The sequence below is a fragment of the Mesorhizobium sp. ISC25 genome (assembly GCF_042295465.1).
Taxonomy (GTDB): domain Bacteria; phylum Pseudomonadota; class Alphaproteobacteria; order Rhizobiales; family Rhizobiaceae; genus Mesorhizobium.
In genome coordinates this window covers 2,101,872-2,115,904 of the sequence record NZ_CP135441.1, presented here as the reverse complement: position 1 = coordinate 2,115,904, position 14,033 = coordinate 2,101,872, and the positions used below count along the sequence as shown (strand labels likewise).

Sequence of the window (14,033 nt, the reverse complement as noted above, 5' to 3'; positions counted from 1 at the left end):
CAGTGAGGGGTCGATGAGCGATATCGAACGCGAAAGCATGGAATTCGACGTGGTCATCGTCGGCGCCGGCCCGGCCGGCCTCGCTGCCGCCATCCGTCTCAAGCAGGTCAATCCCGAGCTTTCCGTCGTCGTGCTGGAAAAGGGCGGCGAAGTCGGCGCGCACATCCTGTCCGGCGCCGTCGTCGATCCGATCGGCATCGACCGGCTGTTGCCCGGCTGGCGCGAAGAGGAGGGTCATCCCTTCAGGACACCGGTCACCGATGACCATTTCCTGGTTCTCGGCGCCGCCGGTTCGTTCCGTCTGCCCAATATCCTGATGCCGCCGCTGATGAACAATCACGGCAACTATGTCGTCTCGCTCGGCAATGTCTGCCGCTGGCTGGCGACCAAGGCCGAGGCGCTGGGCGTCGAGATCTATCCGGGCTTTGCCGCGGTCGGCCTGCTCTACAACGAGGCCGGTGCGGTCACCGGCGTCGTCACCGGCGACATGGGCGTCGAGAAGGACGGCACGCACGGCCCGGGCTTTGCACCAGGCATGGCGCTGATGGGCAAATATGTCTTGATCGGCGAGGGCGCGCGTGGCTCGCTGGCCAAGCAGCTGATCGCCAAATACCACCTTTCCGACGGCCGCGAGCCCGGAAAATACGGCATCGGCCTCAAGGAACTCTGGCAGGTCAAACCGGAAAACCACCGGCCGGGCCTTGTCCAGCATTCCTTCGGCTGGCCGCTCGATATGAAGACCGGCGGCGGCTCCTTCCTCTACCATCTCGAGGACAACCAGGTGGCAGTCGGCTTCGTCGTTCACCTGAACTACAAGAACCCCTATCTGTCGCCGTTTGACGAGTTCCAGCGCTTCAAGACCCATCCGGCGATCCGCGGCACCTTCGAAGGTGCCAAGCGTCTGGGCTATGGTGCCCGCGCCATCACCGAAGGCGGCTGGCAGTCGGTGCCGAAACTGTCCTTCCCCGGCGGCGCGCTGATCGGCTGCGCGGCCGGCTTCGTCAACGTCCCGCGCATCAAGGGCTCGCACAATGCCGTGCTCTCGGGAATGCTGGCGGCCGAGCATGTCTGTGATGCGATAGCCGCCGGCCGCGCCAATGACGAGCTGGCCTCCTACGAGGCCGCCTGGCGCGCTACCGATATCGGCAAGGACCTGAAGAAAGTGCGCAACGTCAAGCCGTTATGGTCGCGCTTCGGCACCATTGTCGGCGTCGGCCTTGGCGGCCTCGACATGTGGCTGAACACGCTGTTCGGCTTTTCGCCCTTCGGCACGATGAAGCACGGCAAGGCCGACCACGCCACGCTGGAACCGGCCGCCGCGCACCAGAAGATCGCCTACCCGAAGCCGGACGGGGTGCTGACCTTCGACCGGCTGTCGTCGGTGTTCCTGTCCAACACCAACCACGAGGAGAACGAGCCGGTGCATCTGCTCGTCGCCGACATGGACCTGCAGAAGCGCTCCGAGCATGACGTCTATGCCGGGCCCTCGACGCGTTACTGCCCGGCCAGCGTCTATGAGTGGGTCGACAAGGATGGCAATGCCGCCGCCGATCCTGCCGCCAAGGATGTGCGCTTCGTCATCAACGCGCAGAACTGCGTGCACTGCAAGACTTGCGATATCAAGGACCCGAACCAGAACATAAATTGGGTGCCGCCACAGGGCGGCGAGGGCCCGGTCTACCAGAACATGTAAGTCACAAGGTTTGGCTCCGGACCAAACAAGATGAGGAGCAGCGCAACCGTAGGATTGTTGAATAGACCGCCTGCCTGTGTTTCCTTTCTGTGGCGACAGGGAGGAAGGAAAAATGCGTCTGGCAGTTCTGACGAGCGCTGTGGCGATCGGGGCGTTGTGCACCCCTTCAGCCTTGGCCGACACTAAAGTATTGGTCAAAACACGAACTTATAACATTGCCGGAACCACCGGCGCGGCCCTGATCGAGGCCATGGATCGCGGTGGGCCGAAGCACGGCTTCATGACCCACGCCATCGCGCAGACCGGCTACAGCGTCGATGATTGGACCTTCGACGCCTACACGGAAAACGGCGTCTGCCGCCTGCGCCAGGCCAACGGGACGCTCAATCTCTTCTATACCTATCCCAAACTAGCCTCAGCCACGTCGCCGGCGCTGCAGAAGCGGTGGAAGCGGTTCTTCGCTGGCGTCCGCGCCCATGAAGAGACCCATGGCCGCATCGCCAGACAGATGATGCGGGCCACCGAAAAGTCGGTTCGAGGGCTGACAGTCGGTGATGACCCGCACTGTTTCGCGGCACGTCGCGAGGCAAAGCGCCGGATCAATGCCATCTATGCCGAATACGAGGCAAAGCAGATCGCCTTTGATGCGCACGAGCATCGCGACGGCGGCCCTGTCGAGCACCTCATCCGCGCTTTTGTGGGCCAGTAATAAGCCAGGTCGAGATTGGACTGCGGATTTTCAGCTTCGCGTCCCGCCAGGCAGCGCCGCAAGCGCGGTCGCCGTCTGGTGCTCGTCGAGCGGCTTTTGTTCATCCGACCGTAGCGAAAACTCCACCAGCACCGGCAGATGGTCTGAGCCGGTGTCCTCAAGGGTCGACGCCGAACGGATAACGATGGCGCCCTTGCTGAAAACCTGGTCGATCGGCAGTCCGGCGAAGCGCAGGAAATCCGGCAGCCTTCTGTAGAGCCAGGTCGGCCCGACCGACGGCATTACGGTCAGCTTGCCAAGCGATGCGACGCGCCGGACGGCGGCGCTCCATGGGGCTGCGTTGCAGTCGCCTGCCAGGATCGACGTCTCGCCAAGCGAGGCGATTTCGTCAGACAACCCTCCAATCTGCCGTGATTGGTTGTGCGGCCATGGCCAGGTGAGGTGGATGGCGGCGACATCGACGTCGGTTCCGCCGAAATCGACCGTGGCGATCGCCATCGCGCCGCGGCTGTCGCAGTGCGGCTCCGTGCCTACGGCAAACGGTCGTCTGGACAGCAGCGCAACGCCGAACACGCCATTGGGATACGGGCAGAGTATCCGGTAGGGATAAGCGCCGGATAGCAGCCCAAGCTTTGCCTTCCACATCTCGGACACCTCGTCGAGGGTGATCACATCAGGCTGGGTCCGGCCGATCAGCGACAGCACCTTCTCAGGCGTTGGATTGTTGAACCTGAGGTTCATCTGCAGCAGGCGGTAGACTGGCTCGTCACCGGGTTTGGCTTCGTAGGCCGCCTGCACCTGCCATAGCCGCGAAAGCGGCAAGGCATTCGACGTGGTGGCAAAGGAGGCTACCGCAAACAGCAATGCGGCCGCCGCCTGCAGGCGAAACGAGGTGGCGAGCAGCGGCAGCGCGCAAAGCGCCATCAGCACGGAAAAATGGACGCGGAAATGAGCAAAGGAATCGAGGGCCGGATGCAGCGATCCGAAGAACCCGGCCACCAGCGCGGCCGAGAGTGCAAGCATTGCGACGAATGCCAGCGCAACCGTCATGTCCAGAACACGTGCCATCGCTTTGTCTATCGGCAGAAATGCGGCTCAATCAAGATGACGAAATGTCCTGACCTGGACCGACACATGCAATTCGGCATTTACTGGAAGGCAGTTTCCGAAAAGCTCCTGAGCTTGCGCGAATGCAGTCGCTCCATCGGCATTCCAGCCAGCTTCTCCATCGCCCTGATGCCGATGGTCAGGTGCTGCGCTACTTGCCGCTTGTAGAACTCGGTCGCCATGCCCGGCAACTTCAATTCGCCATGCAGCGGCTTGTCGGATACGCAAAGCAGCGTGCCATAGGGCACCCGGAAGCGGAAGCCATTGGCGGCGATCGTCGCCGATTCCATATCGAGCGCGATCGCCCGCGACTGCGACAGCCGCTGCACCGGCCCGCGCTGGTCGCGCAGCTCCCAATTGCGGTTGTCGATAGTGGCGACGGTGCCGGTGCGCATGATGCGCTTGAGGTCGTAGCCGGAAAGCCCGGTGACCTCGGCGACCGCTTCCTGCAGCGCCACCTGGATTTCGGCCAGCGGCGGGATCGGCACCCAGACCGGAAGATCGTCGTCGAGGACATGGTCTTCCCGCACATAGGCATGCGCTAGCACATAATCCCCCAGCGCCTGCGTGTTGCGCAGGCCGGCGCAATGGCCGAGCATCACCCAGGCATGCGGCCGGAGCACCGCGATGTGGTCGGTGATCGTCTTGGCGTTGGAAGGGCCAACGCCAATATTGACCATGGTGATGCCGCCATGGTTCGGCTTCTTCAGATGATAGGCCGGCATCTGCGGCAGGCGAGGCGGCGCGGCACCCTCACCGGGCGCGCTGTCCCCGACTTTGGTCACGATATTGCCCGGCTCGACGAACTCGACGTATCCGTCACCCCCATTGGCCATCAAATCGCGTGCACGGGCAACGAATTCGTCGATGTAGAACTGGTAGTTGGTGAACAGCACGAAGTTCTGGAAATGCTGGGGACTGGTCGCCGTATAATGCGACATCCGGTGCAGCGAATAGTCGATCCGTTGCGCGGTGAACGGTGCCAGCGGCCGTGCCTCGCCCAATGCCACTTCGAACGTGCCGTTGGCGATCTGGTCGTCGGTGCCGTCGAGATCCGGCACGTCGAACAGGTCACGGATCGGCCGTTTGATGCGTTCCGCGGCAGTGCCGTCGACATGAGTGCCCTCGAGAAAGGCGAAATGCAGCGGGATGGGAGTGGTCGATTCCGAGACCGTGACCGGAACGCCGTGGTTGCGCATGATCAGGCGAAGCTGTTCGGTGAGATAACTCTCGAAAAGAGCCGGCTGGGTGACGGTGGTCGAGAAATGCCCCGGCGTCGGCATGTGGCCATAGGCCTGCCGCGAGTCGATCTGGGTGAATGAACTCGTGGTGACGCCGATCTCCGGATAGAAGGCCCGGTAGCGTTTGTTGTTGTCGCCGCCCGCGGCGAGAGCGGTAAATGAATCGCGCAGGAATTTGGTATTGCGATCGTAAAGCACCTGCAGGGCCGCGACCGCCTTTTTGGCATCGTTGAAGCTCTGTCGGCCAAACGGCTCCGGCGTGACGACCGATTCAATGGCTTGGGGATAGATTCGCTTTTCCATGACCCAATATAGAGAGTTGGGCGCGCAGTTGGGAGGGGGTAAGGTGATCTCAGAACGCCTGTTGGCGTTTTCTTTCCAGCGGCCTACAGCGCGTCGCGTTCGTCCGGCCGCATGCGACGCGCTTGTCTTATGACATTCATTGCGAAGAGGCGAGAATGAACCGCTGGGAGAGAGTAGCAGCTCTCTCGTCAGCGGCGAGGGATGGATCGTCGACGCGCTGGCCATTTGAGGGCCGAGCTAAAGTTTGATCACCCTCGTCTTTTCCCGAAGGCCTGAACGGATACGCGCAGTTTGAGCTGCGCATGACAAGCAGAGGCACGGCAAAAGATGACAGACATTACCATTGGCGTCGACATCTCGAAAGAGGCGCTGGACGCCTATCGCTTCCCAAGCGGCGAGAGCTGCCGCTTCGACAACACGGCCAAGGGCCACAAGGCGCTGATGCGCTGGATCGGCTCCGGGGTCACCCGGATCGTCTACGAGCCGACCGGAGCTTACCATCGCGGGTTTGAGCGCCGCCTCGCCAAGGCCGGACTGCCACTGGTCAAGGTCAATCCGCGCCAGGCGCGCCGCTTCGCGGAGGCGACCGGCAAGCTGGCCAAGACCGACCGATGCGACGCCGCCATGCTGGCGCGCATGGGGGCAGTGCTGGCTTTGACGGCGCGGCCGCTTGGCAGCGCACTACTCAATGAACTCAAGGACCTGCACCTGGCCCGTGCGGCTCTGATCAAGGATCGCACCGCAGCCAGCAACAGAGCCAAAACCCTGACCCTTGCCTTGCTCAGGCGCCACAACAACGAGCGCCTGAAGCAGATCCAACGTCAGCTCGGCGATATCGATCAGACGATCCTTACGCTCCTCAAAGCCGATCCCGACCTTGCCCAGCGCCTCGACATCCTGACCAGCATACCCGGCGTCTCGGATGCCACCGCATGCGCACTCATCATCGACATGCCGGAACTCGGAACTCTCGAGCCGCCACAGGCCGCAAGCCTCGCCGGCCTCGCTCCGGTCGCCCGTCAGTCGGGCACATGGACCGGCCGCGCCTTCATTCGCGGCGGCCGGGCCAATGTTCGCCAGGCTCTCTACATGCCGGCCCTCGTCGCCATGCGCTTCAACCCCGACCTCAAGGCAAAATACCAGGCGCTAAAGGCGGCAGGAAAACCCGCAAAGGTCGCCATCACCGCATTGATGCGAAAGCTCATCATCCTCGCAAACGCTCTCCTCAAGGCGCAGCGAAAATGGGCCCCTAAAACCCCTTGATCAAAACGGATACTTTAGGTTCTTGTTTTTATCCATGCCGTTGTCGCAAAACCGCTGCACACCTTTGCGCGACATGCATTAGCCGCGCCGCAAGCTGACCAGCAGCACAAAGCCGACGCCGGACTTCCTCGGCGCAGGCGCCTCGATGGTCGAACCAGCATCGGCGCGCATCGTCGGCACGGCCAGGACCGGGGCCGCCAGAAACATCAGGATGAGCGCAGTCCGCGGCAGAAGCCGAAGGCTCTTGAGGATATTGGCGGTGAGGCGGGTCATGGCGTGGTTTCTAAATCTCGCTGTCGGGTTCAGTGGCGAAGCTGGTTCGGGCAACCGAGCCGGCAGGAAATGGCGACGTCCCACGCGCGGGCCGGCCGGCCGGCTTCGGCGACAAGGACGGCGAACAACATGCCGAACAGGCTCATCAGCAGGCAGACGATGGTGAAGCGGCGGGCAAGCATTGCGCGGTGTCTCCTTCAACACGCATGACAATGCCTTGCCCAGCCTGAACCGGCTCTGATGGCGCCGTTCATCCGGGGTTCAAAATGGTTGATGATCTCTGGGCGTGAGTTTTCTACGCTATGGAGGATCTGACACGGGAGGGTGTTGTCCTCCAGCCAGGGCTCTTTGATTCCCGGAAGTACGTTCGTTTTTCCAATCGACGCGCTTGATTGACTCGCATCGAGGCCACCCCTACAAGTCGTAAGCTTCGGGTGATCCGGAGTCGCACGAATTGGCTGCATGGGGGGCGGCTTCATGATGTGTACCCGGAATCTCGATCTTTTTTCGACGCCTCGACAGCCTACTGGCAATGCGGGGAGAATCCTGCGTTCGCAGGCGAGCCAGCTTGCCCTGAGATCAGCCATCGGCCTTGCGGCCGCGGCCGGCGCGAGCCTGTTGGCTCCAAGCCAGGCCTGGGCCGCTTGCTTAGTCGGCGGTGTCATTGTCCAGTGCAATAATACCGTCACCACAGACACGACATTCCCCGTCAACCCACCTAATGACCGAGCTTACGCGGGCCTGATTGCAACTCCGATTGTCCTCAATGTCGATGCGGGAACGACGGTAAGCGGCAACGGTCTTGCGGTTAGCAACACCGGCGCCGGCGGTATCACTGTCACCAATAACGGTGCGATCATTGTCGATGCCGGCAACACGCCGACCGCGGGCGGCACCGCGGCGCTGTCGCTCTCGGCGGCCGGTGGCGTGATCGCCTACACGGGCGGCGACATCACCAACAATGGCACCGGCAACGCCTTCGATGCGAGGCAGACAGGTGGTGTCGGCTCGGTGGATATCAACGTCTCCGGCAATGTCTTTGCGGCGTCTGGCGAAGGCATCACCGTCCGTGACGTAGCGACCAGCACCGGGATTTCGGTGGTCACCAACGCTGTCACCGCGCTGACGGCGGGCAAGGACGGCATTGACGTCCAGACGCAGTCGCTGACTGGCAATATCACGGAGGTCGCCAACGGCAACATCCAGGCCGGCAATGCTGGCATGGTGGCGGCGATCTTCCCGGCCGCCGGCACGGGCAACATCGACGTGACCGCCAACGGGTCGATCGACGCGCGGTTCGGCATCGACGCCGAGAACTTTGGCTCGGGCTCGACCACGGTGACCACGGTCGGCCCGGTCAATGCGACCAGCGGCAACGGCATCTTTGCGCTCTCGACCGGCGGCGCCGTCACGGTGACCGCGGGCGATGTCACATCCACCGGTAATACCGCCATCGTCGCCCAGCAGACCTCGGCCGCCGGTGCGGGTGCGGTCGACGTGACCGCGGGCAACGTCTCGGGCACGACCGGCATCTTTGCGTTGAACAACGGCAGCGGCGCGATCGGCATCACCGCCAATGGCACGGTCACCGGCACCGCGGCCGAGGGCATCAACGCAAGCGGCAAGGGCGCCGTGACCGTCAATGTCGCCGACACGGTGACCGGCGCGACGCGTGGTCTGAGCCTGATCGGCGGGACCGGCGGCAGCGGCGACATCAGCGTGACCGGCACCGGCGGCTTCGTCGGCGGCACCGGCGATGCGGCCAACATCAAGAACAACGGTTCGGGCACGGTCACGGTCGACATCTCGGGCGCGAGCAGTTCGAGCGGCGGCGAAGGCATCTTGGTGCGCGACACGGTAGCTGGCGGCAACATCAGCGTCACCACGGGTGCGGTCACCGCGCTGACGGCGGGCAAGGACGGCATTGACGTCCAGACGCAGTCGCTGACTGGCAATATCACGGAGGTCGCCAACGGCAACATCCAGGCCGGCAATGCTGGCATGGTGGCGGCGATCTTCCCGGCCGCCGGCACGGGCAACATCGACGTGACCGCCAACGGGTCGATCGACGCGCGGTTCGGCATCGACGCCGAGAACTTTGGCTCGGGCTCGACCACGGTGACCACGGTCGGCCCGGTCAATGCGACCAGCGGCAACGGCATCTTTGCGCTCTCGACCGGCGGCGCCGTCACGGTGACCGCGGGCGATGTCACATCCACCGGCAATACCGCCATCGTCGCCCAGCAGACCTCGGCCGCCGGTGCGGGTGCGGTCGACGTGACCGCGGGCAACGTCTCGGGCACGACCGGCATCTTTGCGTTGAACAACGGCAGCGGCGCGATCGGCATCACCGCCAACGGCACGGTCACCGGCACCGCGGCCGAGGGCATCAACGCAAGCGGCAAGGGCGCCGTGACCGTCAATGTCGCCGACACGGTGACCGGCGCGACGCGTGGTCTGAGCCTGATCGGCGGGACCGGCGGCAGCGGCGACATCAGCGTGACCGGCACCGGCGGCTTCGTCGGCGGCACCGGCGATGCGGCCAACATCAAGAACAACGGTTCGGGCACGGTCACGGTCGACATCTCGGGCGCGAGCAGTTCGAGCGGCGGCGAAGGCATCTTGGTGCGCGACACGGTAGCTGGCGGCAACATCAGCGTCACCACGGGTGCGGTCACCGCGCTGACGGCGGGCAAGGACGGCATTGACGTCCAGACGCAGTCGCTGACTGGCAATATCACGGAGGTCGCCAACGGCAACATCCAGGCCGGCAATGCTGGCATGGTGGCGGCGATCTTCCCGGCCGCCGGCACGGGCAACATCGACGTGACCGCCAACGGGTTGATCGACGCGCGGTTCGGCATCGACGCCGAGAACTTTGGCTCGGGCTCGACCACGGTGACCACGGTCGGCCCGGTCAATGCGACCAGCGGCAACGGCATCTTTGCGCTCTCGACCGGCGGCGCCGTCACGGTGACCGCGGGCGATGTCACATCCACCGGCAATACCGCCATCGTCGCCCAGCAGACCTCGGCCGCCGGTGCGGGTGCGGTCGACGTGACCGCGGGCAACGTCTCGGGCACGACCGGCATCTTTGCGTTGAACAACGGCAGCGGCGCGATCGGCATCACCGCCAACGGCACGGTCACCGGCACCGCGGCCGAGGGCATCAACGCAAGCGGCAAGGGCGCCGTGACCGTCAATGTCGCCGACACGGTGACCGGCGCGACGCGTGGTCTGAGCCTGATCGGCGGGACCGGCGGCAGCGGCGACATCAGCGTGACCGGCACCGGCGGCTTCGTCGGCGGCACCGGCGATGCGGCCAACATCAAGAACAACGGTTCGGGCACGGTCACGGTCGACATCTCGGGCGCGAGCAGTTCGAGCGGCGGCGAAGGCATCTTCGTGCGCGACACGGTAGCTGGCGGCAACATCAGCGTCACCACGGGTGCGGTCACCGCGCTGACGGCGGGCAAGGACGGCATTGACGTCCAGACGCAGTCGCTGACTGGCAATATCACGGAGGTCGCCAACGGCAACATCCAGGCCGGCAATGCTGGCATGGTGGCGGCGATCTTCCCGGCCGCCGGCACGGGCAACATCGACGTGACCGCCAACGGGTTGATCGACGCGCGGTTCGGCATCGACGCCGAGAACTTTGGCTCGGGCTCGACCACGGTGACCACGGTCGGCCCGGTCAATGCGACCAGCGGCAACGGCATCTTTGCGCTCTCGACCGGCGGCGCCGTCACGGTGACCGCGGGCGATGTCACATCCACCGGCAATACCGCCATCGTCGCCCAGCAGACCTCGGCCGCCGGTGCGGGTGCGGTCGACGTGACCGCGGGCAACGTCTCGGGCACGACCGGCATCTTTGCGTTGAACAACGGCAGCGGCGCGATCGGCATCACCGCCAACGGCACGGTCACCGGCACCGCGGCCGAGGGCATCAACGCAAGCGGCAAGGGCGCCGTGACCGTCAATGTCGCCGACACGGTGACCGGCGCGACGCGTGGTCTGAGCCTGATCGGCGGGACCGGCGGCAGCGGCGACATCAGCGTGACCGGCACCGGCGGCTTCGTCGGCGGCACCGGCGATGCGGCCAACATCAAGAACAACGGTTCGGGCACGGTCACGGTCGACATCTCGGGCGCGAGCAGTTCGAGCGGCGGCGAAGGCATCTTCGTGCGCGACACGGTAGCTGGCGGCAACATCAGCGTCACCACGGGTGCGGTCACCGCGCTGACGGCGGGCAAGGACGGCATTGACGTCCAGACGCAGTCGCTGACTGGCAATATCACGGAGGTCGCCAACGGCAACATCCAGGCCGGCAATGCTGGCATGGTGGCGGCGATCTTCCCGGCCGCCGGCACGGGCAACATCGACGTGACCGCCAACGGGTTGATCGACGCGCGGTTCGGCATCGACGCCGAGAACTTTGGCTCGGGCTCGACCACGGTGACCACGGTCGGCCCGGTCAATGCGACCAGCGGCAACGGCATCTTTGCGCTCTCGACCGGCGGCGCCGTCACGGTGACCGCGGGCGATGTCACATCCACCGGCAATACCGCCATCGTCGCCCAGCAGACCTCGGCCGCCGGTGCGGGTGCGGTCGACGTGACCGCGGGCAACGTCTCGGGCACGACCGGCATCTTTGCGTTGAACAACGGCAGCGGCGCGATCGGCATCACCGCCAACGGCACGGTCACCGGCACCGCGGCCGAGGGCATCAACGCAAGCGGCAAGGGCGCCGTGACCGTCAATGTCGCCGACACGGTGACCGGCGCGACGCGTGGTCTGAGCCTGATCGGCGGGACCGGCGGCAGCGGCGACATCAGCGTGACCGGCACCGGCGGCTTCGTCGGCGGCACCGGCGATGCGGCCAACATCAAGAACAACGGTTCGGGCACGGTCACGGTCGACATCTCGGGCGCGAGCAGTTCGAGCGGCGGCGAAGGCATCTTCGTGCGCGACACGGTAGCTGGCGGCAACATCAGCGTCACCACGGGTGCGGTCACCGCGCTGACGGCGGGCAAGGACGGCATTGACGTCCAGACGCAGTCGCTGACTGGCAATATCACGGAGGTCGCCAACGGCAACATCCAGGCCGGCAATGCTGGCATGGTGGCGGCGATCTTCCCGGCCGCCGGCACGGGCAACATCGACGTGACCGCCAACGGGTTGATCGACGCGCGGTTCGGCATCGACGCCGAGAACTTTGGCTCGGGCTCGACCACGGTGACCACGGTCGGCCCGGTCAATGCGACCAGCGGCAACGGCATCTTTGCGCTCTCGACCGGCGGCGCCGTCACGGTGACCGCGGGCGATGTCACATCCACCGGCAATACCGCCATCGTCGCCCAGCAGACCTCGGCCGCCGGTGCGGGTGCGGTCGACGTGACCGCGGGCAACGTCTCGGGCACGACCGGCATCTTTGCGTTGAACAACGGCAGCGGCGCGATCGGCATCACCGCCAACGGCACGATCGAAGGCGATGTCGCCGCGATCATCGCGCTATCGAACACCGGCCACGCGATCGGCATCACCCTTTCCGGTGCGACGCACAACAGCGCGCTGACCGCGACAGCGCTGGCCATCACCACCTCGGGCGGCGCCACGATGCTCACCAATGGCGGCGCGTTGACCGGCCGGGTGGAGCTCGGGGACTTCGCCGACCTGGTGACCAACAACGCCATCTGGACAACCGGGGGCACCAGCCTGTTCGGCGCTGGCATCGATAGCGTGGTGAACGCGGCCGGAGCATCCCTCGTCACCGCCAGCAATGGCGCAACGCTCGAAACGACCACTTTCAGCGGCCTCGAATCCCTGTCGAATAACGGTCTTCTCACCATGCAGGACGGCGGCGCCGGCGACCGTACCTTGCTTTCCGGCGATGCGACGCTGGCCGCCGGATCCACCTATGCCATTGATATCGACGCGGCACTTCAGTCGGATCTGCTTCATGCAGCGGGTGCCGTGACGATCACTGGCTCGACGCTCGCTGTCAACGGGCTAGGCGGTCTGGTTTTCGGTGCTCACTATACGGTGCTGACCGCCGATGCCGGGCTGACCGGCGAGTTCGCCTCGGTGACAGGCCTGCCCGCCAACACCGCCTTCCTGGGCATGGTGGATACCTATGACGTCAACAATGCCTACCTCGACGTGTTGAAGGTGCGCGATTTCGCCGATGCCGGCGTGACGCGCAACCAGATCGCCACGGGTCAGGGACTGGACAGCATTCCGGAATCCGGATCCCTGTTCAACGCCGTCGCCAATCTGGCCACCGACGCGGAGGCCCGCAGCGCCTTCGACCAGCTGTCGGGCGAGATCCATGCGTCGGCCAAGGGCATGCTGCTCAACGACAGCCAGTTCGTGCGCGATGCGGCCACCAACCGCATCCGTACCGCCTTTGGCGATGCCGGCACCGCCGCATTGCCGGTCATGGCCTATGGCGAGGGCGGGCCGGAGATGGTCGCGGCCGACACCGACCGCTTCGCCGTCTGGGGCCAGGCCTTCGGCTCGTGGGGCAGTAGCGAGTCGGACGGCAACGCTGCCGCCTTCGACCGATCGATCGGCGGCCTGCTGGCCGGTGCAGATACTCTGGTCGGCGACTGGCGTGTCGGCCTGCTCGGCGGCTACAGCCGTTCGTCCTTCGACGCCGACGATCGTCATTCCTCGGGCGATGCCGACAATTATCATCTCGGCCTCTATGGCGGCACGAACTGGGGCGCCATCGCCTTCCGCACCGGTGCCGCCTACAGCTGGAGCAGCCTCTCGACAAAACGCAGCGTCGCTTTCAATGGCTTTGCCGACCAGTTGACCGGCGACTACGACGCGTCCACCGCGCAGGTCTTCGGCGAAGTCGGCTACAAGACTGATGCCGGCCGCTTCAAATTCGAGCCCTTCGCCAATCTCGCCTATGTCAGCGTGCATACGGACGGCTTCACCGAAAAGGGTGGTGGCGCGGCGTTGACCAGCGCCAGTTCGACCACGGATGCGACCTTCACCACGCTCGGGCTGCGCGCATCGACCGACGTCGCGCTTGGCGGCATGAACGCGACGGCGCGCGGCATGGTCGGCTGGCGCCACGCCTTTGGCGATGTCACGCCGGTTTCGACCTTCGCCTTCGCCGGCGGCGATGCCTTTACCATAGCCGGCGTGCCGATCGCGCAGGATGCAGCCCTCGTCGAGGCCGGCCTCGACCTGCAAATGTCGGCCAATGCCACGCTCGGCCTGTCCTATTCCGGCCAATTCGACGGCGGCGTCGTCGACAATGGCGCCAAGGCGGATCTCCGCGTCAAATTCTGACAACGACAGAGAAGAGGGTCGCCGTGATGTGGCGAAAAATACGCCCGACAATAAGGGCGGCTTTGATCGTCTCGGTGCCTGTGTCCGCGCCGGCGCAAGAGCCTGCGTCGACCCTGCCGGGAGGCGCGTCGTCTCT

At 64.9% G+C, this 14,033-nt stretch carries 8 protein-coding genes; 4 read left to right on the top strand and 4 right to left on the bottom strand.

The annotated features are described in order from the left end of the window. Window positions 1-13 precede the first annotated feature (13 nt). Complete coding sequence (locus RQ479_RS10745) at window positions 14-1,693, top strand: electron transfer flavoprotein-ubiquinone oxidoreductase (protein WP_376705038.1); 1,680 nt, start codon at window positions 14-16, stop codon at window positions 1,691-1,693. A gap of 112 nt (window positions 1,694-1,805) precedes the next feature. After that, window positions 1,806-2,402 carry a DUF922 domain-containing protein gene (locus RQ479_RS10740; protein ID WP_352490868.1) on the top strand — a complete coding sequence of 199 codons (597 nt, stop codon included), beginning with the start codon at window positions 1,806-1,808 and terminating at the stop codon, window positions 2,400-2,402. 30 nt (window positions 2,403-2,432) lie between these two features. Here RQ479_RS10740 and RQ479_RS10735 read toward each other — a convergent pair whose 3' ends face one another. Beyond that, entirely contained in the window at window positions 2,433-3,470 is a 1,038-nt protein-coding gene (locus tag RQ479_RS10735; RefSeq protein WP_376705037.1) for an endonuclease/exonuclease/phosphatase family protein, read from the bottom strand. Between the two features lie 80 nt (window positions 3,471-3,550). After that, window positions 3,551-5,053: an AMP nucleosidase gene (locus RQ479_RS10730; protein WP_352468990.1), complete on the bottom strand. Its 1,503-nt coding sequence runs from the start codon at window positions 5,051-5,053 to the stop codon at window positions 3,551-3,553. A gap of 327 nt (window positions 5,054-5,380) precedes the next feature. On the opposite strand from RQ479_RS10730, the gene RQ479_RS10725 reads away from it, so the two are divergent. Next, the gene (locus tag RQ479_RS10725) at window positions 5,381-6,316 is read left to right on the top strand and encodes an IS110 family transposase (protein WP_352469387.1); all 936 of its coding nucleotides are present in this window, start codon (window positions 5,381-5,383) and stop codon (window positions 6,314-6,316) included. A gap of 78 nt (window positions 6,317-6,394) precedes the next feature. Here the strand turns inward: RQ479_RS10725 and RQ479_RS10720 are convergent, their stop codons facing one another. Together RQ479_RS10720 and RQ479_RS10715 are read right to left on the bottom strand one after the other, a co-directional pair. Beyond that, entirely contained in the window at window positions 6,395-6,589 is a 195-nt protein-coding gene (locus tag RQ479_RS10720; RefSeq protein WP_376705036.1) for a hypothetical protein, read from the bottom strand. Window positions 6,590-6,618: 29 nt separating this feature from the next. Beyond that, window positions 6,619-6,771: a hypothetical protein gene (locus tag RQ479_RS10715; RefSeq protein ID WP_023718367.1), complete on the bottom strand. Its 153-nt coding sequence runs from the start codon at window positions 6,769-6,771 to the stop codon at window positions 6,619-6,621. 436 nt (window positions 6,772-7,207) lie between these two features. On the opposite strand from RQ479_RS10715, the gene RQ479_RS10710 reads away from it, so the two are divergent. Next, window positions 7,208-13,897, top strand: coding sequence for an autotransporter domain-containing protein (locus RQ479_RS10710; RefSeq protein ID WP_376705035.1), 6,690 nt, complete (start codon window positions 7,208-7,210; stop codon window positions 13,895-13,897). Window positions 13,898-14,033: the final 136 nt, after the last annotated feature.

Coding starts and splice junctions, on each gene's coding strand:
- RQ479_RS10745 (WP_376705038.1), top strand. CDS start 14: ATGAGCGATATCGAACGCGAAAGCATGGAATTCGACGTGGTCATCGTC.
- RQ479_RS10740 (WP_352490868.1), top strand. CDS start 1,806: ATGCGTCTGGCAGTTCTGACGAGCGCTGTGGCGATCGGGGCGTTGTGC.
- RQ479_RS10735 (WP_376705037.1), bottom strand. CDS start 3,470: ATGGCACGTGTTCTGGACATGACGGTTGCGCTGGCATTCGTCGCAATG.
- RQ479_RS10730 (WP_352468990.1), bottom strand. CDS start 5,053: ATGGAAAAGCGAATCTATCCCCAAGCCATTGAATCGGTCGTCACGCCG.
- RQ479_RS10725 (WP_352469387.1), top strand. CDS start 5,381: ATGACAGACATTACCATTGGCGTCGACATCTCGAAAGAGGCGCTGGAC.
- RQ479_RS10720 (WP_376705036.1), bottom strand. CDS start 6,589: ATGACCCGCCTCACCGCCAATATCCTCAAGAGCCTTCGGCTTCTGCCG.
- RQ479_RS10715 (WP_023718367.1), bottom strand. CDS start 6,771: ATGCTTGCCCGCCGCTTCACCATCGTCTGCCTGCTGATGAGCCTGTTC.